27 protein-coding genes are annotated in these 24263 nt (G+C 41.1%); 6 read left to right on the top strand and 21 right to left on the bottom strand.

Annotated elements, in window-relative coordinates; translation table 11 throughout:
• Positions 1-238: 238 nt before the first annotated feature.
• Positions 239-1429, bottom strand: coding sequence for an iron-containing alcohol dehydrogenase (locus BMW30_RS00550; RefSeq protein WP_091472735.1), 1191 nt, complete (start codon positions 1427-1429; stop codon positions 239-241).
• Positions 1430-1528: 99 nt separating this feature from the next.
• Here BMW30_RS00550 and BMW30_RS00545 point away from each other — a divergent pair, with 99 nt between their 5' ends.
• From BMW30_RS00545 to BMW30_RS10700, 3 genes are all read left to right on the top strand, one after another.
• Positions 1529-2029 (top strand): GNAT family N-acetyltransferase, encoded by a 501-nt coding sequence (locus BMW30_RS00545; RefSeq protein WP_091472732.1) that lies wholly within the window; start codon positions 1529-1531, stop codon positions 2027-2029.
• A gap of 63 nt (positions 2030-2092) precedes the next feature.
• The gene (locus BMW30_RS00540; RefSeq protein ID WP_245705599.1) at positions 2093-3052 is read left to right on the top strand and encodes an NAD(P)H-binding protein; all 960 of its coding nucleotides are present in this window, start codon (positions 2093-2095) and stop codon (positions 3050-3052) included.
• Positions 3049-3531, top strand: coding sequence for a hypothetical protein (locus BMW30_RS10700; RefSeq protein ID WP_245705598.1), 483 nt, complete (start codon positions 3049-3051; stop codon positions 3529-3531). The genes BMW30_RS00540 and BMW30_RS10700 overlap by 4 nt, the downstream gene beginning before the upstream one ends.
• A gap of 115 nt (positions 3532-3646) precedes the next feature.
• Here BMW30_RS10700 and BMW30_RS00535 read toward each other — a convergent pair whose 3' ends face one another.
• From BMW30_RS00535 to BMW30_RS00455, 17 genes are all read right to left on the bottom strand, one after another.
• A complete protein-coding gene (locus tag BMW30_RS00535) occupies positions 3647-4435 on the bottom strand; it encodes a YlmH family RNA-binding protein (protein WP_091472726.1) in 789 nt (262 codons plus the stop codon).
• Positions 4436-4549: 114 nt separating this feature from the next.
• Positions 4550-4846, bottom strand: coding sequence for a YggT family protein (locus tag BMW30_RS00530; RefSeq protein WP_091473980.1), 297 nt, complete (start codon positions 4844-4846; stop codon positions 4550-4552).
• Between the two features lie 21 nt (positions 4847-4867).
• On the bottom strand, positions 4868-5530 hold the full coding sequence (locus BMW30_RS00525; RefSeq protein ID WP_091472722.1) for a cell division protein SepF: 663 nt from the start codon (positions 5528-5530) through the stop codon (positions 4868-4870).
• Between the two features lie 5 nt (positions 5531-5535).
• Positions 5536-6180, bottom strand: a complete 645-nt coding sequence (locus BMW30_RS00520; protein ID WP_091472719.1) for a YggS family pyridoxal phosphate-dependent enzyme — start codon at positions 6178-6180, stop codon at positions 5536-5538.
• A complete protein-coding gene (gene pgeF / locus BMW30_RS00515) occupies positions 6177-6950 on the bottom strand; it encodes a peptidoglycan editing factor PgeF (RefSeq protein WP_091472717.1) in 774 nt (257 codons plus the stop codon). Before pgeF ends, BMW30_RS00520 begins: the two co-directional genes overlap by 4 nt.
• Positions 6951-7008: 58 nt before the next feature.
• The gene (ftsZ, locus tag BMW30_RS00510; protein ID WP_091472715.1) at positions 7009-8148 is read right to left on the bottom strand and encodes a cell division protein FtsZ; all 1140 of its coding nucleotides are present in this window, start codon (positions 8146-8148) and stop codon (positions 7009-7011) included.
• 24 nt (positions 8149-8172) lie between these two features.
• Positions 8173-9747 (bottom strand): cell division protein FtsA, encoded by a 1575-nt coding sequence (gene ftsA / locus BMW30_RS00505; RefSeq protein WP_091472713.1) that lies wholly within the window; start codon positions 9745-9747, stop codon positions 8173-8175.
• Between the two features lie 198 nt (positions 9748-9945).
• A complete protein-coding gene (locus BMW30_RS00500; protein WP_091472711.1) occupies positions 9946-11019 on the bottom strand; it encodes a cell division protein FtsQ/DivIB in 1074 nt (357 codons plus the stop codon).
• 18 nt (positions 11020-11037) lie between these two features.
• Positions 11038-12378 carry a UDP-N-acetylmuramoyl-L-alanine--D-glutamate ligase gene (murD, locus tag BMW30_RS00495; RefSeq protein ID WP_091472709.1) on the bottom strand — a complete coding sequence of 447 codons (1341 nt, stop codon included), beginning with the start codon at positions 12376-12378 and terminating at the stop codon, positions 11038-11040.
• A complete protein-coding gene (mraY, locus tag BMW30_RS00490) occupies positions 12379-13350 on the bottom strand; it encodes a phospho-N-acetylmuramoyl-pentapeptide-transferase (RefSeq protein WP_091472707.1) in 972 nt (323 codons plus the stop codon).
• Between the two features lie 9 nt (positions 13351-13359).
• Positions 13360-15504, bottom strand: a complete 2145-nt coding sequence (locus BMW30_RS00485; protein WP_091472706.1) for a penicillin-binding transpeptidase domain-containing protein — start codon at positions 15502-15504, stop codon at positions 13360-13362.
• Positions 15497-15892 (bottom strand): cell division protein FtsL, encoded by a 396-nt coding sequence (gene ftsL / locus BMW30_RS00480; RefSeq protein WP_245705597.1) that lies wholly within the window; start codon positions 15890-15892, stop codon positions 15497-15499. Before ftsL ends, BMW30_RS00485 begins: the two co-directional genes overlap by 8 nt.
• Before the next feature lie 24 nt (positions 15893-15916).
• A complete protein-coding gene (gene rsmH, locus BMW30_RS00475) occupies positions 15917-16846 on the bottom strand; it encodes a 16S rRNA (cytosine(1402)-N(4))-methyltransferase RsmH (protein WP_091472704.1) in 930 nt (309 codons plus the stop codon).
• A gap of 10 nt (positions 16847-16856) precedes the next feature.
• Positions 16857-17288, bottom strand: coding sequence for a division/cell wall cluster transcriptional repressor MraZ (mraZ, locus tag BMW30_RS00470; RefSeq protein WP_091472701.1), 432 nt, complete (start codon positions 17286-17288; stop codon positions 16857-16859).
• Positions 17289-17432: 144 nt separating this feature from the next.
• On the bottom strand, positions 17433-18989 hold the full coding sequence (gene bshC, locus BMW30_RS00465; protein WP_091472699.1) for a bacillithiol biosynthesis cysteine-adding enzyme BshC: 1557 nt from the start codon (positions 18987-18989) through the stop codon (positions 17433-17435).
• Positions 18990-19602: 613 nt separating this feature from the next.
• The gene (rpmF, locus tag BMW30_RS00460; RefSeq protein WP_091472698.1) at positions 19603-19776 is read right to left on the bottom strand and encodes a 50S ribosomal protein L32; all 174 of its coding nucleotides are present in this window, start codon (positions 19774-19776) and stop codon (positions 19603-19605) included.
• 5 nt (positions 19777-19781) lie between these two features.
• Complete coding sequence (locus BMW30_RS00455) at positions 19782-20318, bottom strand: YceD family protein (protein ID WP_091472697.1); 537 nt, start codon at positions 20316-20318, stop codon at positions 19782-19784.
• A 126-nt stretch (positions 20319-20444) separates the two neighbouring features.
• Between BMW30_RS00455 and BMW30_RS00450 the strand changes: the two genes are divergently transcribed.
• Positions 20445-21572: a nucleotidyltransferase gene (locus BMW30_RS00450; RefSeq protein ID WP_091472695.1), complete on the top strand. Its 1128-nt coding sequence runs from the start codon at positions 20445-20447 to the stop codon at positions 21570-21572.
• On the opposite strand, the gene coaD is transcribed toward BMW30_RS00450, so the two are convergent.
• On the bottom strand, positions 21559-22044 hold the full coding sequence (gene coaD, locus BMW30_RS00445; protein WP_091472693.1) for a pantetheine-phosphate adenylyltransferase: 486 nt from the start codon (positions 22042-22044) through the stop codon (positions 21559-21561). The two genes, BMW30_RS00450 and coaD, sit on opposite strands and share 14 nt — an antisense overlap.
• Position 22045: 1 nt before the next feature.
• Entirely contained in the window at positions 22046-22582 is a 537-nt protein-coding gene (rsmD, locus tag BMW30_RS00440; RefSeq protein ID WP_091472691.1) for a 16S rRNA (guanine(966)-N(2))-methyltransferase RsmD, read from the bottom strand.
• A 50-nt stretch (positions 22583-22632) separates the two neighbouring features.
• Here rsmD and BMW30_RS00435 point away from each other — a divergent pair, with 50 nt between their 5' ends.
• Positions 22633-23001, top strand: a complete 369-nt coding sequence (locus BMW30_RS00435; RefSeq protein ID WP_091472690.1) for a DUF7147 family protein — start codon at positions 22633-22635, stop codon at positions 22999-23001.
• Here BMW30_RS00435 and BMW30_RS00430 read toward each other — a convergent pair whose 3' ends face one another.
• Positions 23002-23265 carry a DUF2129 domain-containing protein gene (locus BMW30_RS00430; RefSeq protein ID WP_091472688.1) on the bottom strand — a complete coding sequence of 88 codons (264 nt, stop codon included), beginning with the start codon at positions 23263-23265 and terminating at the stop codon, positions 23002-23004.
• An 80-nt stretch (positions 23266-23345) separates the two neighbouring features.
• On the opposite strand from BMW30_RS00430, the gene BMW30_RS00425 reads away from it, so the two are divergent.
• Positions 23346-24254: a glycerophosphodiester phosphodiesterase family protein gene (locus BMW30_RS00425; RefSeq protein WP_091472686.1), complete on the top strand. Its 909-nt coding sequence runs from the start codon at positions 23346-23348 to the stop codon at positions 24252-24254.
• Positions 24255-24263: the final 9 nt, after the last annotated feature.

Genomic DNA, 24263 nt, shown 5'->3' with positions numbered 1-24263 from the left:
AATGTAAAATGTATTTAATTGAAGTGTGCGGCAGAACAGAATTAAGTATGAGGCATGACAGGACTTTTGAACTTGAAACACATTTATTCTCTCAAACTGAACTGCGGCAAACGATTTCAGCCTCGAGTTGAATATTTGACTGATCAAGATCTTTCTCAACACCCCATTTTTGCTTCGGGAAGAACAGTTGACGACACAAAGTGTTCTTGAGCTCCCCTCATAGTCACTCTTCTTATATTCATCCCTTCACTTTCAAAAATGCCTCACGAAAATCCTCTTTACTAAAAATAACAGGCACAGGATACATTGGGTTCGCTTCCTTATACGCGTGGCTGATCAAAGCGTCTAAATCCTGATCAGCAATCTCAGGAACGGAACGCGGAATTTCAAACCTGTCGTTCATTCCCTCAACCCACCGAGTAAAAGCAAGCGCCTTCTCTTCATTTGAAGCACTCACATCAGTCAAATCAATCGCATCTGCAAGTTCAGCAAGCTCCGGGTGTACAGATTCCCCATAAATCCTGAGCACAATCGGTAAAATCAACGCATTCGTCCGCCCGTGTGGACTACCATAAAAGGCAGTCAACGCATGCGACATCGCATGGATATTCCCAACATAGGCGCGCGTGAATGCTCGGCCAGCGTAATATGAAGCCTCAAGCATTCCAAAGCGCGCCTTCAAATCATCAGGAATATCATAGGACCGATTCAAATACTCATGAATCAACTTTACAGCACGCACACCATCTTTCTTTGTCTGCTTCGTTCGTGTCCCACTGATAAAGGACTCAACAGCATGAGTTAGTGCATCCATTCCAGTTTCTGCTGTTAAACGTTTTGGCAGAGACGCCAGTAATTCCGGTGCTAATATCGCTGCATCCGGTATGAGTTTTGTATCCATGATCGTGTATTTTTTTCGCTTTCTCTTACTTGAAATGACTGCTGCCAACGTCACTTCAGAACCGGTACCGGCAGTTGTCGGTATCATGACAGTATATGCAGTCCTGCCCCTGACCTTGAGCAGCCCTTTTAAATCTTCCGCTTCTTTCTGTGGCTGATTGACAAGTGCTGCAACAACTTTCGTTGCATCGATAACAGAACCACCGCCAAGACCAATCAGACCCTCTGCACCAAATGATACATATTGTGTTCGAATTTTTTTAACAGTCTCCTCATCCGGATTGGGTTCAACATGATCAAACACAACGTATGTCACATTGAGCTCAGCCAACACTTTATGTAAAATACCACTTGCCCTAATCCCCTGATCTGTGACAATGAGCACACGTTTAATATTTGCCTGACGCATGACAGCGGGGAGCATTCGAATCATGCCCACACCTTTGTAGACCGTCGGTTCTCGCCACGGTAAAAAATAAACGGCCACAGCCATTATTTTCTGATACACCTTCATGAAGAAGTTTTTCATATCACTCACACCTTAAAATATTAATTATTTAAATTCTACCCTAAACGCGTGAGATTAAAATACGTATAATGGAGATAAAATAACAACAGAGGTGAAAAAATGGAGGTTCGCATTTTATTTGCGCATGATGTAGAAGAATTTAGAACACTAAGGCTCCTTGCACTCAAAACAAACCCGGAAGCTTTTGGCTCCACATATGAGAGAGAAAAAGATTTTCCATTAGATAGATTTTTGATGCGTTTAAAGACTGATAATGATAATTTCGTCGTCGGGGGTTTTATCGGTGGAGACCTGGTGTGTAATGCATCGTTTCTAAGAGGTCAAGGAAAGAAAGAGTCACATAAAGGGATGGTCGTCGCAATGTACTGTCATGAAGATTACAGAGGGACAGGTATTGCCAAAGTTGTTATGGCATATCTAGTTGAAAAAGCACGCGCGCTCGACGGTTTACGTAAAATTGATTTAACAGTTGTTTCAGAGAACGAACGTGCAAAAAGATTTTATGCGTCTTTCGGGTTTAAACATTACGGTACAGAACCGATGGCGCTTTTACATGAAAATCGTTTTCTGGACGAGGATTTGATGACCCTCCCATTTTAAGGTTCATTGCTTCTTTCTAAGGGTATAGGTTGAGTATTCTTATTCGAATTGAGGCGATTAATCATGAAAGTATTATTGACCGGCGCATCAGGCTATATCGGACGGAATGTGATGGCGCAGTTGAAAAAAGACTATGAAATTATTGCGGTTTCAAGAAATATAGATAATAAGGAAGATGAAGAGAATGTTGAGTGGCGCAAGGCAGACCTGTATTCTCAACTCGATATTGAGTCAGCAATGGAAGGTGTCCACACTGCAATTTATTTAGTCCATTCCATGCAGCCTTCATCTAAATTAACGCAGGGCACATTCGGAGACATGGATGCAATCTTAGCAGATAACTTTGCACGGGCAGCCCGTGGCGCAAACGTCAAAAAAATTATATATTTGAGCGGGATTATTCCGGCTGAAAGACCTTTGTCCAACCATCTGGAAAGCCGTCTGGAATGTGAAAAGATACTTGGGTCATACGGCGTTCCCGTCACAACACTCCGTGCCGGATTAATTGTCGGACCAAACGGATCATCTTTCCCAATACTGCACAGTTTAGTTAAACGGCTCCCGGGACTGTTGCTGCCGGCATGGGCATACAACAAAACACATCCTGTCGCTTTGAAGGATGTGGTCGATGTCTTTAAAAAAGCGGTCAAACGTAAAAATGATAACAATGAAGCGATTGACATCGGCGGCCCTGATGAAATGACTTACCGCGCAATGTTTGAAGAAACGGCAGAAGTGATGGATAAAAAAATGCCGATGATTGATGTACCGATCATCCCTGTATTTTTATCAAAACTTTGGGTGCGTTTGATTGCACAAATGCCAAAAGAAATGGTGTATCCACTGCTCGAGAGTTTGACGCATAATATGACGATGCGTGAAGAGCATTTTGTAGAAGGTATTTCCGATGCGCCAACTTCATTTAAAGAAGCTGTGAGAATTGCGTTTGACGAGACAATAGAGCAGTCGTCAAAAAAGAAAAAGGATTCAATATTAAGAAAGAAATTGAAACGAACGATGTGAAATCCATTCAAAGAATTAAAGTCCCAGCGTACTGTACAGTCGATAATGTTGCAGATTACTATGTGAACTGGTTATCACGAATCGGCGGGAGATTGCTGAATACAAGTATTATTGATGGTGAAGTGGCCGAGATAACACTACCACTATTCAAAGATCCCATCCTCATACTTGAACATTCAGAAACCCGCTCGTATGATGACAGAATTCTCTACTACATTAAGGGTGGGACATTCGCCTTTGTCAGAGAAGAAGGACGCGCGCTCCTCGAGTTCAGAAGGATTTTAGATACCGATGAAATACTGATTGCATTACATGAATACAAACCGACGTTGTCGTGGTTCATATACTCGCTCACACAGGCCCGCGTGCATATGATTGTTATGAAGTTGTTCGGTATGGAGACACGCCTGCTCTCGAACATGTTGAATTCTGAGTATGTCACGTATATCAACCAGTTGAATCAGGAAGAAAAGGCATAGTATTGAGGATTTTTATCTGATTAATAATAAATTATGAAGTCCAGGCGATTTCGAAACGCGTCTTAGGACTTCGCAAAGGTCTCACTTTACCTCGACTTACCATTATATACATCCACTACTTACTACTATAAACCTTCACCACCAACCGGTGTTTATCCTTCTTCGTCTCACCCAAATGCTCACTCACTGCAATTCTTCCGAAATGTCTCACCGAGATCACGTCGCCAACCTCAACCGTAAACGCCGGGTCCTCAATCAGTGTATGGTTCACCTTAATTTTGCCCTTCTCCACACGATCTCGTGATTTTGCACGGCCTTCTCCAATGACATTGGATAACACAGTGTCCAGTCGCATCGATGAACTCAGCACGCTTTTAGACATGCCGTCGTCAACACTGCTAATAAAATCCCGGACATCTATTTCTTTCAAATTCACCGGTGCTCGCTTAATGCGCTCTAACTCTTCGTAAAACAAGTCCACGTAAGGTGTTGCAACGGCAAATTGAATGTCATCACCAATGACAACATCTCCGATTTTACTGCGATCAACACCGACGTTCATAATCGCACCCAATACATTTCGGTGCTCCAGAGCCACGAACTTATCCGGATACTGCATATCAAATACAGTAATCTCGAAATCTTCCAACTCATACGTCAACAATTCAGGCACGAGCAGCGCACGCATCCGTTCGCGTTCTTCGCCAACTTTACCGCCACCATAATAATGGATTTCGATATCGTCAAACGCACCGCTTACACTTTCTAAGATCAAACGCTCGCGTGGATCTAAAAAGTCGAGTTGCAATGGAAAGTAGTCTCTACTCGCAATCTCCAACTTCGATTTAAACATATCTATCGTATCTTTTTCTTCTGGTCTAAAATGCTGATAAATATCTTTCATACCAATATTCCTCCCAACTCGAAACTAACATTCATTTCATACTCATGCTTAGTCACAAATAAAAAAGACGCTTGCGCGCCTCTACTAAACTCTTTTCATAAAATCTCATCAAAATTAAATCATCAAGTTCTGGAACCATGTCAAGATCATCATTAAACCCATGAAGAAAAAGCGTACAACAAATAGGAAGATGATTGGTGTGATATCAATCATGCCGCCGATTGGTGGAATGATTTTTCTGAACGGTGCCATCAATGGCTCATATAGCATACCGACTGCTTGCATAAATGACGATTCTCTAAGTCCAGGTACCCATGAACTAAAAATATATATAATACAGCCAAAAAAGTAGAATGGAAACACTGCACTTAAAAAATCTTTTAAAAATTGTATTGCTTGTACTGCCCACATTAAATCCAAATTAATTGCCCCTTAATCTTCATATTGTTCATATTGATCGCTAATTTCTCCAGACACACCGAAGTTATTTGGTGAGCATAAGAAAATATCTTGACCGACTTTTTGTATGTCACCATCAAGTGCATAGACTGTTCCGCTTAAAAAGTCGATAATTCGTTTTTTCGTCGCATTGTCTACACGTGTTAAATTGACAAGTGTCGCTTTGTTGCGTTTCAATTCATCTGCAATATCTTGTGATTCTGAAAACACACGTGGTTCAACCAAATGAACTTTCGTATCATTATTAAGATTATTCATCACATTGTACTCCTTACTTTCACCATTTCTTGCAGATAAACTTCGATTATCTCGTCTAATTTCAGCAACTTTTGATTGACTTGTTTCTTTTCCTTTTAATGAGAAAGGCATCAATGATTTTTTAGACTCGCGTTCATCTCGCGCTGGTTTTTTATCGGTCACTTGATTATTACGATGTTGTGATACTGAACGATTAGTGCTCGATTTTACTTCTGTCTCTTGTTTCACACGTTGTACGGGTTTTTCTTCAGTTTTTGGAGTTGGTTTGGCCGCTTTGTTTTCTTGTGAAGGTGCTTCTTCACTTTCGTAAAACTCTGGCTCTACCTCTTCTTCAATTTCGATTGAAAAGAAATTTTTAAAAAACTTGCCGATGGCCATCACATTCACTCCTTACTCATGATTTTACTACCGATGCGAATAAACGAAGCACCATGTCGAACTGCGATATGGTAGTCGTTACTCATACCCATACTTAGTTCCTTTAATTGTATATTGTCGGCGTTCGATAATGCAAGCCGATTACTTAATTCTTTTAGTTTTACGAATACAGACTCAATTTCTCCTTCATCATCAACATGTGGTGCCATCGTCATCAATCCGACGACTTGCACTTTTTTATACGGTTTTAACGATTCCAAAAAGTCTGCGACATCATCCACATGGAGCCCATGCTTTGATTCTTCACCAGATACATTCACTTGTATAAAACATTTGACCGGACCCGCACATTCATTTTCGATTTTCTTCGCAACGGATAAACGTTCCAACGAGTGTAAGTATTCCAAATGTTCACTAATGTCTTTTACTTTACGCGACTGCAATGTGCCGATAAAGTGCACATGCGCATCAGCAGGCAAAGCCGCTCGTTTTTCTAAAAATCCTTCGACGCGATTTTCGCCAAAGTGTCTCACCCCAGCCTCATATGCTTCCAGCGTCTCTTCCACAGTATGATATTTTGTCACGACGACAACATTTGTACTCTCAGGTATTTCTGATAAAATAGCCTCGTAATTTTCTTTTATTGTCAATTAGATTTCCTCCCGATAAATGCGACCGCACGTCCAGTCTTTCCACCTTCAACACGATATGAGAAAAACTGAGATGTATCTTCTGTTCCTAAATCGCTCACAAAAATTTGAGATTCATCGATACCGATATTCATCGCTTGTAATTTATTGAGTTGCTTTAAATCAAGTTGATAGCCAGACTCTGTTTGTGTGAAACACGTGTCATCCAATCCTACATCACGCAATTTATCGATTACACGATCATCCACTTCATAAGCATCATGATTGATGGCTGGCCCGATTAATACAGCAAGATCTACTAACTCACCGTCATACGATTCAATCAATCGCTGTGTTATGCGCCCACTCGTGCCTTTCCATCCGGCATGTGCAAGTCCGATGAAGTTGTTCTTCCGACTATATACATAAACCGGCACACAGTCTGCATAATTCATTGTAAGGAGTACATTTTCATCATGTGTAAATACTCCATCGACACCTTCTAAAGAGTCGCCTAATGCAGCGATGTTTTTTCCTCTGTCTGCAATCGTCACTTCACGTACTTCGTTACCATGCGTTTGAATTGGACTGACCCAGTCAGCGGGTTGGAAGTTGATCGTGTTGCCGAGACGTAACTGATTTTCATGTACATTTTCTAATGCATCATCGATATACAATGCCAAGTTCAAACTATTTTCTGGAAATTGACTGACACCATTCAAACGTTTTGAATAACCGAATGTCACACCATCTACAATTCCACCAACGTAATGATCGTTATCTTTAAACATCTGCTCACCTCATAAAAATAGCCAGAAAGGTATGTGTACCTTTCTGGCTCATAATATCTTATCGACGACGTCTGTTTCTGTTTCTTAAGAACGTTGGTACATCGCCATCATCTTCGTCTGTTTCTTGTTCTCCACCATAGTCGCGTTCGCGCGTCGGCGCTTCTTCACGTTCAGGTGATCTTTCGCGTTGTGGTGCTGAGCCAAATGAATCTCTCATTTCGTTATCCGTTGCACGCTTGATTGGTTTATCGTTAAATCCTGTAGCGATTACAGTCACGATGATTTCATCTTCAAGTTCAGGATTAATTACTGTACCAAAGATCATGTTTACATCTTCATCTGCTGCATCTTGTACAACGTCAGCGGCTTCTTGTGCTTCGAATAATGAAAGGTTCTCGCCACCAGTAATATTCATTAACACGCCTTGTGCACCAACGATTGATGTTTCAAGTAATGGTGATGAAATTGCTTTTTTAGCAGCTTCAATCGCACGGTTTTCTCCACTTGATACACCGATACCCATAAGCGCTGAACCTTGATTTGACATGATCGTTTTAACGTCAGCAAAGTCTAAGTTAACTTCACCAGAAACAGCGATTAAGTCTGAAATACCTTGAACACCTTGACGCAATACATTGTCTGCCTCTTTGAATGCTTCCATCATCGGCGTAGATTTGTCGACGATATCAAGTAAACGGTCGTTAGGGATAACGATTAATGTATCAACAGCAGCTTTCATTGCTTCAACACCAGCTGATGCTTGTTGTTGACGCTTTCTGCCTTCGAATGAAAATGGACGTGTGACAACACCGACAGTTAATGCGCCCATCTCTTTTGCAATCTTAGCGACAACTGGTGCTGCACCAGTACCAGTACCGCCACCCATACCAGCAGTAACGAATACCATATCCGCGCCTTGGATTGCATCTTCAATTTGTTCACGAGACTCTTCTCCGGCTTTCTTACCGATTTCAGGATTAGCACCCGCGCCAAGTCCGCGTGTTAATTTTTCTCCGATTTGAATCTTGCTCTCAGCTTTAGATAAATTCAATGCTTGTCCGTCTGTGTTAATTGCGATGAATTCAACATTTTGCATGCCATCGTCAATCATACGGTTTACCGCATTGTTACCGCCGCCGCCTACACCAACAACTTTTAATGATGCCATATGATTAAACCCCTGTTCAAATTCTAACATTATTCATTTCCCCCATTATCTTAATTACTCAAATAGATTTCTAAATAGTTTTTTGAAATATTCGCCTTTAGTTTCTTTTTGTTCTTCACCCGAGTGTTGTTCTTCTGGTTCATGAGGTGTTTCAACTTGAGATTCTTCGCCATCGTCAGTTTTAAATTCGTTTCCGTCATAACCATAGTCCTCTTGTTTAAAAGTCTCTGGTTCCGATTCTTGCACTGGTTCTTTATCTTCAGTTACAACATCTTTCTCAGGTTCAATAAATGATGGTGTATCATCGACTGGATCCGAACTTTCTTCACGTTCTGACGGTGGTGCTGATTCTACTTTTTTCGGTTCTTTTTTGCCAAGTCTAGAATCATTTTCTTCACGCCTCATTTTGAAAATGTTCGAGAAGAAATTGCCTTCCTCATGCGTTTGTTCTTCTTGTGTTTCTTCAATACCTTCATGATTATCAATTGTAACATAATCAAGTAGTTCATCAAATAGTATAGCAGACGAAATAGTCGAAATAACACTTGAAAATTCGGGTTTTCTAGCACCCATTTGATTCGGAATATGAATTCGTACTTTTTCTGCGACTAAATCTTGAACAAGTTCTTTCACACCTGATAGATTGACTGTACCACCTGTGAGGACGAAACCGCCGCTCACGCGATTGATTTTGTTCGCTTCTAGCGCTTTAAACACTTCGGTCAACGTTTCTTCAAGTCTGAGTTCAATGATATCTGCAAGATCTTTTGCAGTAACTTCCAAGTCTTCTGAGTTATCACGCTGAGGGATTTTAATAATATCTTCATCGTTTGCATGATCGTAAAATGCGTGACCATATTGATGTTTTAAACGCTCTGCTTGTTCATAGTTCGTATTGAATGCTTCGGATAAGTCGGATGTGATTGCCATACCACCGTACGGAACGGCGCCGAGTGCACGAAGTGATCCGCGTTCATAGTATGCATATTGTGTAATTTCGTGGCCAACATCGATGATAACCGACCCAAGTTCGATTTCTGATTCACTTAAAATATGCTCAAAATTGGTCGCATCTGAGAAGAGTTCGAGTACTTCAAGACCAGCATCTTCAACACATTTTACGATATTGATGAGTTGTGAGCGGTTTTTAAGTACCGCACCTGCATGTATCGATAATGACTCCGTTGCAATCATCTCTTTTGGATCTACAACTTCATGTAGATTATCGACTTTGAAATATATCGGAAAAACATTGACAACCTCATGGTCTGGGTCGTTAATTTTTTCTCGAATATTCTCGAGTAAATCTTCGATATGTGTACCGTTAATTTCTGTTGGTTCACCATTGAAATTCAATTGATTTTCTTCGAACACCAACAGAGAGTCGGTTGTTGGTATTTTGAGAAATACTTCATCCAAATCGACATCGGATGAAATTTTCGCTTTTTTAACTGTATCAGTAATCGCACTTCGAACGGCTTCGAAATTACTGATATTCCCTTTAATTACACCATCTGTGTATGTCTGTCCTGTTCCGATGATATTCACACCTTCATGGAACTTTTCACCGACGACTGCTTTAACACTCGATGACCCAATATCAAGGGCAACATAATAATGTTTATCCACAAGTTGACCTCCTAGTTGGTGACTTTTTAATCTATTCTTTAGTTTACATTATACGCATTTGAATGTGTACTACATTATTACCCACTCTAACAATTTTAATACAACTGTAACGTTATATCAAAGTTATTCCCCCAAAACAAGCGTTTGACATCAGCAATGTCAGTGTAACGCTATTTATATTCTAAACAAGATAAAAAATCATTGCACACTGAAGCTCTCAAAAACCGCTTCAAGCGGTGCAACAACCGCGTCTCGTCGTTCTTGCTCAGCTTGTGACAATGACTCACCATAAATCGATGCCATTAACTCACGTGCCTCACTGCTAGAGTATGGTAAAAAACTGTTCCCGACTTCAAGATCAATCACACCGGCTGAGCTATCTTCTATCTCTCCACGCAAGTTCATGTAATAGCCGAACTTGTCACTGAATGTCTCGATGTCTGCAATGACCACTTGTCCATCGTTCATATAGAGCTGGATACGAGACTTATTATCTCCAACCGGTCGTGCGTAAATCTCTGAAATATTTGCAACGATTTCTTCGTCCAGCGCACCGAGTGATCCGAGCATAGGCCGTATATTATCTTGATCGAAATGATAGAGCAGTGGTCCTAATGTCGGTGACTCTACTGCATTCGGAACCATATAACCACTTTCTTGCAACGGATAAAACCCTTCATCACTGGGTAAGTATGCAACCGTTCTCTCTTCTAAAATATGTATATTAATCGTGCCGAATCCTTCTTTGGTCACGATTACTGACTCGATTAATGGTATTTCTTCGAGCTGCTCTACGACGCGTTCCGGCTGGATAAAGTACATCTTATCCCCTGTTCTTACGCCCGACAATTCATAGACTTCGCGCGCATCTAACTGACTGTTACCCCCGACGTTGACTTGATCAAGTGTACTCAGCGGTGTAATCAAATAAAAAAGCAACACAATTGCCGCTAGAAAGGCGCAGTATATCATCACACGCAGCGCCACTTTGTTATTGTTTTTATCTTCTGAGTATTCTTTCGTCTCCCCGTTTGAACCAATTCTAAACTTATCTAGATCGATGATTTTCTTGTGCTTCGTTGGTTGTTCATCTACTTTAGATGTTTTCTCATCCACTTTTGGATTTGTCGAATAGAGCACATGCTCCTCTTCAATCAATACAAACTGCCGCGTTTTCTTCTCTTTTTTCGGTCGGGTTGGTATGACACTATGGGAACTGCGATTGCTTTTTAATTTGTTGCGTAAGTCACGTGTTTCTTTACCTGGCCGCATAGTGTCACCTCCCAATACTTATTTGTTTAACTGATTGACCGCATCTTTAAAATGGTTGCCGCGCACTTCGTAATCTTTATATTGATCCCAACTCGCACAAGCGGGTGAAAACAGAACAGTATCACCACTGTCTGACACGCGATGCGCTGCTTCCACTGCATCAAATGGATTTTCTACAATTTCACAGGGAATGTTTTGTTCATGAGCAAATGCCATTAATTTATCTTTAACTTCGCCATACGCAAACAGCTGTTTGACATGTTCGACATACTCTGCGAGCTCATCGAATGATTGCCCGCGATCCATGCCACCTGCAATCCACACGATCGGTGTGTTAAAACTGCGCAATGCAAATGATGTTGCGAGATTATTAGTTGCTTTAGAGTCGTTGAAATAACTGACGCCACCGATTTGAGCAACACGCTCCATGCGATGTGAAATACCACTGAACGTTGACAATACTTCACGAATGACACCCGTAGATACATCAAAATATTTTGCGGCAAGTATACTTGAAAAAATATTTTCTAAATTATGTACGCCTTGTAACAACACATCATCGAGTTTGATGACAGTATCACCTTTGTACATAATCGTATCGTTTTCTAAATACACATCGCCTTCTTGTGATTCAACAGAGAAGTACTTAACTGTTTGATTTGTAACGTTAGGCACGAGCATTGATTTTTGTCCTTCATAGAAGACGACTAAATGCTCATCTTTTAGATGATTCAACAAGTTCAATTTTGCGCTTTGGTAATTTTCAACTGTTTGATGGTAATCGATATGTGCTTCATATATATTCGTAAACACCGCGACGTCAACCGATAAGTTACGCAAGCTCATCAGTTGAAAGCTCGATAGTTCGATAACCATAATGTCATCTTCTGTTGCTTCAAGGGCTGCTTGACTCGCTGGGTAACCGATGTTACCACATAGTATCGGACGCTTGCCTGCCGCAAGTAAAAATTCACCGATTAAGTGCGTGACCGTCGTTTTACCATTCGTACCTGTAATACCGATGATTGGACATTTGGCAATCAACCCAGCCAAATCGACTTCCGTAATAATCGGAATATTGCGTTTTATCGCTTCTTGTAAAAACGGAATTGTAAATGGCACACCAGGATTCTTCACGATTAACTCTGTATCATTTAAGATGCTGAGTGGATGATGGCCATCGATAATGTCCACATCTTCATTATTTAAGCGTCTACGTGTATCTTCATCGACGATAACCTCGTTTGTCGTTAACGTAATATTCGCTCCGAGTGAAATCAATGCATCAATCGCACTTTTACCACTGCGTCCAAACCCTAGCACACAAACATTTTTACCACGAAGTTCTGAAGTTTCCATTTACATCACTCCTAGCCATACACCGATTGCCCCGAACACAAGTCCAACAGACCAGAAGACGATGACGATTTTCCACTCGCTCCAGCCGACTAGTTCAAAATGATGATGGATCGGTGTCATTTTAAATATGCGCTTACCTGTTAACTTAAATGATGCGACTTGTAACATCACTGACGCTGTTTCGATAACGAAAACGATACCGATGATCAAGAGCAGCACACTTTCGTTGAGCATGATTGACACAGTCGCAAGCATCCCACCGAGTGCGAGTGAACCTGTATCACCCATAAATAGCTTCGCTTTATTTTTATTGTAGATGAGGAAACCGATTAAACTCCCGATGACAACGAGTAAAAATAGTGAAAGTTCAAACGCATCCGTCATAATTGCAATCGCTAAAAATGAACCGAAAGCGATAATTGATAACCCAGTTGCCAACCCATCAAGACCATCCGTTAAATTCACTGCATTAGAAAATCCAACTTGCCAGAAAATAATCCATAAGACAAACAAAAATCCTAATGGAATATCAATGCCCGTTCCAGGAATATTTAATGTCGTACTGATACCATCGATGTTGATGATAAAAAAGTACACGATGACTGAAATGACAATCTGCGCTAAAAACTTCTGCTTGCTTGAAAGTCCTTCATTTTGTTTTTTGACAACGATGATGTAATCATCAATAAATCCAATCAAGCCGAATCCAAGTGTAACGATGAGCATGACGAGTATCGTTGACTTTTCTTCAACGATGAATAATAAGATGATAGACGTGAGAATAATCGGGATTAAAAACGTCAAGCCACCCATCGTTGGTGTCCCGGTTTTCGCCATGTGTGACTGCGGTCCTTCCAGTCGAATCGATTGTCCGAATTTCAATCGTTTTAATAATGGTATGGTCAATGGCACTAATATTGCCGTTAAAATTAATGGACCAATTAAATAAGTCAGGAATATTTGTAGATTCATGACATCCTCCTAGTTTTGATAATCAGATTGTAAAGTAACTTCGAGCGTTGTATCTTCATCAATGACAGTTCCAGCTTCGATCGATTGACTCGACACGTACCCTTCTCCATTCATCGATAGGTCGATGTTTAACATTTCAGCTAGTGCATACATATCACGCTTTGATACACCGGTAAAGTCCGGCATGGTCTTTGCACCATCCGTCAGAATAAAGAAATGCTCAAACCCGTATAATTTACCGGATTTCGGATACTGATCAACGACTTCTGTACCATCACCAATAATAACATTTTTCTCTTCTCTGTGTGAAAATTCACTTTTAAGATTTTCAACATTTAATCCGGTGAAATCACGCACATCATCGACATTGACGAAGTTCGTATCCGACGCTTCATTGGCATCTAAATATTTAAGCGTGCGTTCTGTTACAGAAGTAAATCCAAGAGACACACCGTAATCCCAGGCATCGGATTGATTTTCTGTCGGTAGACGCAGCACATAATAGACGACAATTTCTGGATCTTCAACGGGTGCGTAACCCATAAACGACGTGAGATATTGATAGTCACCAAACAGGTAACCACCATTCTCCTCATCGATGATTTGTGCAGTTCCTGTTTTCCCACTCACTGTATAATCATCAATCATAAATGCACGGTTACGATTCGTGGAACCATCCACCATCGTGTTTAACTCTTTAATCGTCTCCGCTGCCGCTTCCTCTGAAATCACCTGTCTTACTTCAGTCTCCTGACCTTCATAGACAACTTCCCCACTGTCTGAATCTGTTACTGATTTCACAACATATGGTTTTTTCATCATACCATCGTTAAAAATCGCAGTCGCGCCTTGCATCATTTGGATTGGAGTAACCGTAATACTTTGTCCGAATGATACGGATTTTTTATCGAGTTCGTATTGCCAGTTAATAATACCAGCAGCTTCGTTTAAAAATTCAGAGTCTGTCGTTTGTCCGAACCCGAAGTCTTGATAGTACTCGAGCATCTCGTCAGTACCAACTCGATCTTGCAGCGTCATCATCAGTGCGTTCGATGAATATTGCATCGCTTCGTTATACGATAAAGTACCCCAACCATCGGGATCCCAGTCATTGATAACAGTGTCTCCAACGGCAAACGATCCTGTTCGTACCGTGTCATCTGGGTCATACTCACCGGCATCGATCGCTGCAGCGAGTCCAAATATTTTAAATGTACTACCCGGCTCAAATGCAGTTTGATACAACACATTCGACCATGACTGGTCCAATCCTTCGCGTGTATCCGGATTAAATGAAGGGCGCTGCCCCGTCGCTAGTATCTCACCTGTCTTTGCATCCATCACCGTCGCAAACACTGCTTCTGGTTCGAAGTGCTCATCCATTTCATCGAGTGAATCTTCTAAAAATAACTGAATGTTTGAATCAATCGTCAATTTTACCGTATGTCCATCATGTGCTTCACTCGCCGTGTCCGAATTTGGCACGACATAGTTCCAAAGATCTTGAGTAAAGTCGATGCGGCCATCTGTACCGATTAAATAATCATCAAACGCTGCTTCAATGCCCATCTGACCAACGAGATGATTCGTCTGACTATTCTTTTCAGCAAGCCCAATCAAGTTTGAAGCGAAGTCACCATTCGGATAAAAGCGGCGTTTATCCTGTTCTAATACAAGCCCTTGGATGTTCGCATCTTCAAGAGCGCGCTTTTCATTATATGTAAGATTTCTACCGGCCGTACCGAACTCTACTTGGAAGCGTGAATTTTCTACACCATATTCAATTGTCTCTCTCACTTCTTCGTAATCCAGCTCGATGATGTCAGACAGTTGACGAGAAACTGTGTCTATGTCTAACGGCTCGTCTAAATAAGCTTCATCCGTAATGACCGCAGCGTTGTAAGTCACCATGTCGCTGGCAAGCACGTTACCGTTGCGATCGACGATATTACCACGGTCCGCCTCATTAATTGCGACACGCAAATACTTCGCTTCCCCGTGCGCGATTAAATCCTCATCATTGAGCGATTGTGTCGTCATGAGGATTGTGTATTGAACGATAAGAACTAAAAAAAACGCTCCGATACCCAAGGTTACGAGGAGCGCTCCAACATTTAGTTTCTTTTTGCGTTGTTTTAAATTCGATTTACTCATTTTTCTCAACAACCCTTATATTACTGTTATTCATTGTCAGTCCGAGTTCATTCGCCTTATCATAAATACGTTCATGACTTGCTAGGTGATTCACTTCCGTTTCAAGTTCTGTAATTTCACCTTGCGTCATATAAATTTCATTCTCTAGCGCTGTCTTCTCTGCTTGCATCGTGAAGCTTTCCGATTTTAAAGATAGCACAAAAAGTAATGATATCGCAATCGTTACAACAAGCGCTGCGTAAACGAACAATTCCATCATGGATAAACCGACATTTCTTTGAATCTTTACAGTTTTCGTCGCAGGTCTTGGTTGTTGTCTACGATCGGGTGCTGTTTGGGGTGCAGTATTCCATTGTTGATACGCTTGATGCGGTTCTCTCATTGCCATAATATCACTCTTTTCTATCTCTCGTTAAATTTGTTTTTCTGCAATTCTTAGCCGTGCACTCCGTGCTCTCGGGTTATGTTCTAGATCATATTCAGATGCAGTGATTGGTTTGCGATTCACGCGTTTTAATGTAATTTGATAATCATCGGGTATGAACGGTAAGTTCTTTGGTAAATCCGGACCTTTTTCATATTCCATAAACATTTGTTTACATATGCGATCTTCTAATGAATGGAATGTGATCACTGCCACGCGACCATGCTTGTTCAGTCGGTCGATGGCATCTTCTAGTGAACGTTCAAATACACCGAGCTCATCATTCACCGCAATTCGAATCGCCTGGTAAACACGCTTGGCTGGGTGGCCACCCGTGCGTCTAAATTTTTGTGGAATTTTTGATTTGATAATCTCTGTTAATTCTGTTGTTGTTTCGATGGGTTTTATCTGTCTGACACGTTCAATTTCACGTGCAATTTGTTTAGAAAATTTCTCTTCTCCGTAACGGAAAAAGATGGATACAAGTTCTTCATAGCTGTAATTGTTGACGACCTCATATGCGTCAAGGTGCTGCCTACGATCCATACGCATATCAAGACGCGCTTCTTTAGAGTGACTAAAACCACGCTCCGTCATATCGAGTTGAGGACTCGATACACCGAGGTCATACAGTACGCCATCTACTTTATCGATACCGAGTTTGTCGAGTGCATGTCCGAGGAATTCAAAGTTGTCATGCACGAGTGTAAGGTTTTCGTAATCCCCAAGTTTCTCTTTCGCATTTTCAATAGCTATATCGTCTTGGTCGAAGCTGATCAAACGGCCAGTCGTGAGTTTATCGAGTATTGCTTTAGAATGCCCGCCACCACCGAGCGTCGCATCGACATATATACCGTCAGGCTTAATATTTAAGCCTTCAACTGATTCATCTAACAAAACTGTCTCATGCTTAAACATCGCTGACCTCCTATAATTCAAAATCGATTAAGTCTTCTGCAATATCCTCAAAGTTATCTTCAGAATCCGAATAGAATGATTGCCATTCTTCTTCTGCCCAAATTTCAATGCGGCTTGATACACCGATAACGACACAATCTTTTAATAACGTTGCATATTCTCTTAAGTTTGCTGGAATGTTAATTCTTCCGGTCTTGTCCATTTCGACAACTGTTGCACCAGAGAAGAATATACGCATAAATTTACGCGCATCTTTTTTTGTTAACGGAAGAGTTTTCATCTTTTCCTCGATCTTTGCCCATTCGTCCATCGTATAGCCGAACAAACACTTATCAAGGCCTCGCGTGATGACAAATTGTTCAGTCAGCGACTCACGAAACTTGCTCGGGATAATCATGCGGCCCTTCGTATCCAATTTTTGTTGGAATTCGCCCATAAACATATTTGCCACCCCCTCTTCTTAGTAACTAATTTACCACAACTCCCCACAATCCTCCACACATTTCCACAAATTTAGAGAAATTTTATTGGAAATAAAAAAAGCGCCACCTATCTGAAAGTCAGATAAGTGGCGCTGTTGTTGATTTTATAAGGTTTTTATTAGAACTAAGTCTGTCGTATAAGAAAGTGGGGGAATTTCCCACATTTTGTTCGTCATTTCGAACATATGGTATTTTCTTTCCTGTAAAGTGGAGAGCGGGAACAAAAGATCACAAATAGAATCCAGTTTGTTGAGCTCTTTGCGTACTTTACGCTTCTGTTCCAGTTTGTAGCGTCGCTCTAAATAATCGAGCTGCTTTAATTGGTTTTCTTCGTTGGATTTAACGAGTGATTCCTTTTCTTTGTCGATTGATTTATGCAACGGCACGTATAGCGACGTGATCCCCTCGCGAATATCTTCGATCGCCTTGATGACGTTGTTGTCGATTTCTTTTTTGATGATTGCCTGTTTTTTTGACGCGACTCGTTGCTTTAAATCATTACCGATCGTCAGGTCATTATCTTGTAAATAACGCGTCGTCGACTCCGTCGTATACATGAACTCCATGCGCTTCATGATGATTGGCATCGGCATATCAAGATACTCAAACACTTTATATATCTCACCCCAATATTTCACTTCTGCCCCACCGCCAACAAACATCAGCGTGTTGAACAACATCTCTTGCATGATCGGTCGGGTCACAACATTGTTGCTGAACTCATGAGGTGAATCTTTTAGCAGCTTGAGGAGCTCTTGATTATCGTGTGTAGTTGACGAGACAAGTTCCCTGTTTGTCGTTGCATTGATAAACAGATGCATATCCGTATCCGTTTCAATCGTCGGATTCGTGTTTGTTTCTTTATTGAAGTCGTCTTGACCCGTGCGAAACGCTTGATCGATTTGTTCAGATTCATTGATTAAACGTTCGAAGAACGGCTGTTCAAGCGCACGAATTGCTTTTGAGTGACTATTAACGATGAGCAGACCTTCATCTTTAAACAGCGCATGAACAATCGCATGGAATAGCTCCGTCCAATACGTGTTGTCATCAATCATGTCGTAAATATCATTGATGAGCGATTTGTGGATTTTCGAGTCACCCGTCATCTTGATGATTTCAGTAAACGTGTTGCGCATCGCTTTTTTATCGTATTCATAAAAGCCGACACTCATCGGTACATTTAAATTCGGCTTGTACGCCACCTTCTTCACACGTTTATGCTGCTTATCATAAACGTATGTGTGGTTGACCTCTTCGAAATCATGATCCTCACCAGCAATCCAAAACACCGGCACCGCATCGTAGTTATACTTCTCCTTCACTTCCTTTTGCAGGATAAAAGTCGTGTAGACTTTGTGGAGAATATATTGTGGACTTACGAGTAACCCAGCCTGCTGACCGCCGATAATCACTCTGTGGTTATTTTTTAATTTATTGAGGTTCTCCTGTTGTTTTTTTGAGATGCCGAACGGTGCCATCTCCTCTTCGATGATGTTGGCGAGCGCTTCAGTATGATCGTGCGCTGGGCGATTCGCCACTTCATCGATTGATGATTGGTTGAATTCTAAATTTTGGTAAAACTTTTGAGTCGATGCTTCACGATTGATGAAACTTTGAAGCATTGGATCCGTGTTCAGTTGTAAACAGTCGTAGTTCATAACATTACCTCAGTTAATTTTATGTATAAGTAAAATTATAAGTATCTTTTGATAAGAATTCAAACTTGTGAGACTGGGCGACTGGTGTTTTTTGGGGGATGCTTATTTTGGGGTTTCTATTTTGGATGTTTAAAATCTGTTTGCGTATCCGTGAGTAACTCTCATTGTCATAAATCCGTTTGCGTGTCCGTGAGCACATCTCATAGTCCGTCAAATCCATTTGCGCGCCAGTGAGCGAGTCTCATAGTCCGTCAAATCCATTTGCGTGCCCGTGAGCTCATCTCATAGTCCGTCAAATCCATTTGCGCGCCAGTGAGCGTACCTCATAGTCTGTCAAATCCATTTGCACGTCAGTGAGCGCATCTCATAGTCCGTCAAATCCATTTGCGCGCCAGTGAGCGTACCTCATAGTCTGTCAAATCCATTTGCACGTCAGTGAGCGCATCTCATAGTCCGTCAAATCCGTTTGCATGCCAGTGAGCGATTCTCATTGACACGTAAATCCGTTTGCACGCCAGTGAGCAACTCTCATTGGCACACTACCGTGCCTCTTACAACCAAAAAAAAAAGAAACCCATACATAATGAGTTTCCAAATCAATTCTTCAATAATATTAGTTTGCGACTACGTCTTCGCCTTTGTAGCTTCCGCATGACTTACATACGCGGTGAGACAATTTCATCTCGCCACAGCTCTTACATTCAACCATTCCTGGTACAGATAAGTTTAAATGCGTACGACGTTTTCTTTTACGTGTTTTTGAGGTTCTTCTTTTAGGTACTGCCATGATTACTAATCCTCCTTACTTTCCTTCTCTACATCACCGAATAGTGATTGTAATTTAGATAATCTTGGGTCTATCGCTTTTTCTTCAGATTCAGAACTTTTTTCAAGATCTTCTTCAGAAATTACTGACCAATTTTCCCCGCTACTTTCTACAAGAGTTTCACTCTTTGTATACTGCGTCGGAATACTGATCACAATTAGTTCTCTCACAATTGCTGTTAGGTCAATTGTATGATCAACGAAATGAATGTTGTCATCTGACTCTTCGTCTGGGTCCTGTAATTCATCAAAGATTTCGGTTGACTGCACGGATATTGGAACAGTTATCTCTTCTGTCGTTCTGCTATCCAGCATGACAATCGAAGTTTCGATGTCCAGATTGAACGTGACGCGTGTCGAACCGACATGCATCGTTCCGCCAACAGACGTGACTCCAATGGAAACAACATCTCTACGATTTGAAATTTCATTAAATTGAACTTTCTCATCAAGCTCTAAAGAATGATTTGTATACTTTTTAAGCTGTGATAAAGACCATTTCATTTACATTCACCTCTTAGGAGCACAAAGAATATTCTACTCAAAATAGATTGAACTGTCAAGTTTTTTTCTTAACATGATTTATTTTCTAAATCTTGGTATAGTACCCTTATTAAGGAGGCATTGCTGATGATTATCAACGCTCTCATCACAGAGTACAATCCGTTCCACAACGGCCATATTTACCACATTGAATCATCAAATGAACTGACGAATCCCGACGTCACGATTGCAATCATGAGCGGACAATTTACGCAGCGTGGTGAAATTGCGATTACTGATAAGTTCACCCGAGCTGCTGAAGTCATCAAGCATGTGGACCTCGTCGTCGAACTCCCATTATATCATGCCATCAGCTTTGCGGATGACTTTGGGGCTGGCGCAGTTCAAATTGCTGATAAACTGCAAGCGTCACACATTATTTTTGGCAGTGAGTCTGGTAGTATCGCTACGCTTTCGCACGCTTTAAACATGCTCGACGAAGATGAGACGGACGCGCGCATTAAAAGTTACATGCAAGACGGATATACGTATGCGCGCGCAGTCAGTGAAGCGCTCGGCGAAGATGTTTTATCTGCCAACAATATATTGGGCCTTTCCTATATGAAGGCGATCAAGCAATATGCACCGCACATCACGCCACTCACGATCAAGCGGTCTGGGAATGCGTTCAACGATCCCGCACTCAGCGACAAAAAATTCTCGAGCGCGACTTCGATTCGCAACGCCATTCTCTCTGGAGATGCGGAGCGGGCGCGCAAGTTTATGCCGGGTGAGCTGCTCGACAACATCGCGCGCCCAACCGACAACAATGCGTTGTTTGCGATATTGAAAATAATTATTCTCACGCATGACGCGGACTCTCTCCGTAAGATTTACACGATGGAAGGAGGACTCGAACATCGCCTGCTTTCTCACATTCGCGTTGCGACATCATATGATGAATTTTTGCACGCTGTGAAGACAAAGCGCTACACGCGCACGCGGTTGAATCGTCTGATGATGTACATCTTGTTCAATATTACTAAAGACAAGTTCGCAGCTTATGAGATTCCGCATGCCGTGCGTGCGCTCGCTATGAATAAAGTCGGCCAAAACTATTTACAAAAGATTAAAAATGACGTGACGATTGCAACGAATGTCAATCGTCAGAACGCACACTATTTTGCCCCAGAAATTATGGCGACTGATATTTACAATACTGTAACGGGCGTTGACAAGAATGACTTCAACACACCGGTCATCATTCGTGATTAAACTTTTTAGCAAGTGCGGCTTCAACGACTGGTGGTACGACATCTTCGACTTTACCGTTGTATTTGGCCACTTCTTTAACAATAGACGATGAGATGAATGAATAATTATTATTCGTCATCATATAGATCGTTTCTATTGAGCTATCGAGCTTGCGGTTCATCGATGTGAGCTGCATCTCGTACTCAAAGTCACTGACGGCACGCAGACCACGAATGATGGCACGCGCGTTGACGGACTGACAAAAATCAATCAGCAATCCATTAAAACTGACGACTTCAACATTATCTAAATTCTTCGTTGTTTCTCGTATCAATTCCAATCGCTCTTCGACATCAAACAACCCTTGTTTCGAAGAGTTTTTTAATACTGAAACATAGAGCGTATCGAACACTTTACTCGAGCGTTCGATAATATCTAAATGGCCATATGTAATCGGATCAAAACTGCCTGGTACAACTGCAATCCTCTTCACATCACTCACCTACCCTTAAAATATTGACACGCACCGTGCCATAATCAACATCTTTCACACTAACCAGAGGTCCGACATTGTAATCTTCATCTTTCGATGATTCCACAATGACTGTCCCATCATTTTTTAATACATCACACGATAAAATTGCAACGAGCACTTTATCGATCAATCCTTTGTTATATGGTGGATCAACAAAAATATAATCAAACTGACGCTCGCGTTTCTTGAGTGCTTTTAGCGCACGCAAGTAATCATTTCTGAAAATTTGAATATCCTCATCCATTTCTTCAGTGTTGGCGTACAGCATTTTGACTGCATCTTTCGCACCATCAATAAATACCGCCTCAGTTGCACCACGAGAGAGTGCCTCGATACCAAGCGCGCCACTCCCCGCAAATAAATCGAGGACACTGCCATCAATCGTTCCGAGAATGTTAAAGATGTTCTCGCGCACTTTATCGGTTGTAGGGCGTGTATCATTACTTTTTAGTGTTTCAATTTTTTTAGATTTATATTTACCACTTATGATTCTCATGTCATCACCTACGACAAAATTTGTTAAAATGGATGCTGGGAGATGATAACATGCCAAAGTACATCGAGATCGGCCGTGGATATGCCGAGATTTTCGAATTGGAACAACTCATTCAATACAATAAACCACGCATCGATAAAGCCATTCTACTCACACATGGTGAAACACCCGCAACATTTTTACTCATCATGCAACCTGCACGCGACCATTTTCAAGCGGTCTATACGATTTACAAAGGTATCTCAATGAGTGAACCACAGAAAAAATTGAGCCTTATAAAATCATGGCTCAAAGATGCTGACATACAGCTCGTGACATTTGATACGAAGCATCCAGATGAATTTTACGAACCTGAACAATATTATCAATATATCACTGGGATTTTGCGACTCAATCATTTAATTCCAAATATGCTGTAATTAAATGACGCGGTAATCCTTCGCTTCGTAATCCTCTTTCTCATATGTACGTGCAATATTTTTGTACTCGCTCGTCAGCACTTTTGTCACATATTTCAGTTGATTTAACTGATTTAATGTATGGTCTAGGTCCTCTTCATTGATATACGTCAGTAAATAACGTTGGTTTTTGTTGACGTATATCAAATGACCAAATCGTTTTAACTGCCGTATGAATTTATTATGTTTATAATAAATGTATATCCCGATTCTTTTTTGAATCATTTCAATCACCTTACATATTCATATTAAATTTATGATAACACTTAAAGCGTTGATTGAACATATTAAATAGGAGGTACAGCATGAAAGCATTGCGTAATTTTATCGTGTTTCTAACAATTGTTTATACCGCTTTTAACGTATTCACTCGCTTGAGAAGTGATGTGCGAATCAAGCCACTGCGTCCCTACTTCAAACATCGAGGACCGTATATTTTTGCACACCGAGGTGGAGCTGGAGAAGCACCAGAACATACAATGGCCGCATTTAACAATGCGGACGCTGCAGGTGTAAGTGGATTCGAGATCGACATCCGCTTAACGAAAGATTTAGAAATCGTTGTGATGCATGATCTATATGTAGACCGTACATCGAATGGAAGTGGAAAAGTGAGTGACTTGACGCTAGAAGAACTACGAGAACTCGACTTTGGCTACCACTTTAAAGATGCGAATGGGAATTATATTTTCCGTGATGTCGACACTGCTAAAATCGTAACATTGCGAGAACTGATTGAGACGTTCCCGAATCAGCTCATAAACATCGACATAAAAGATGATCCTGACACGATTGCGGGTAAATTGGTTCCGAAAATATTGAGTGACTTAATTAAAGAATTTGGTGCCGAAGAACGCATCCTCGTCACGAGCTTCTATGGTAATCAAATCCAGCGATTTAAATTACATGCCCGCAATAAAGTCGCGACAGGTGCTGGAGTAGAAGAAGTTCGAAGAGGCTACTTCTTGTATCTATTCGGTCTTGGTCACTTGTATCACCCAAATACAACGACATATCAAATTCCAGTAAACTTTGGTCCACTTAGACTCGATAACGCACATTTCATTCAGTATTTAACGAACTTAAATGTTGTTGTCGGTTATTGGACAATTAATGATTTAGATGAGATAGAACGCTTGATCAATAATGGTGCACATACAATCGTCACCGACTTCCCAGGCTTGGCGGAACATGTAAAAAAAACAATTAATTAGTATTAGAAC

The sequence above is a fragment of the Aliicoccus persicus genome (genome assembly GCF_900110815.1).
Taxonomy (GTDB): Bacteria; Bacillota; Bacilli; order Staphylococcales; family Salinicoccaceae; genus Aliicoccus; species Aliicoccus persicus.
This window is presented reverse-complemented; position numbering and strand designations above follow the sequence as displayed.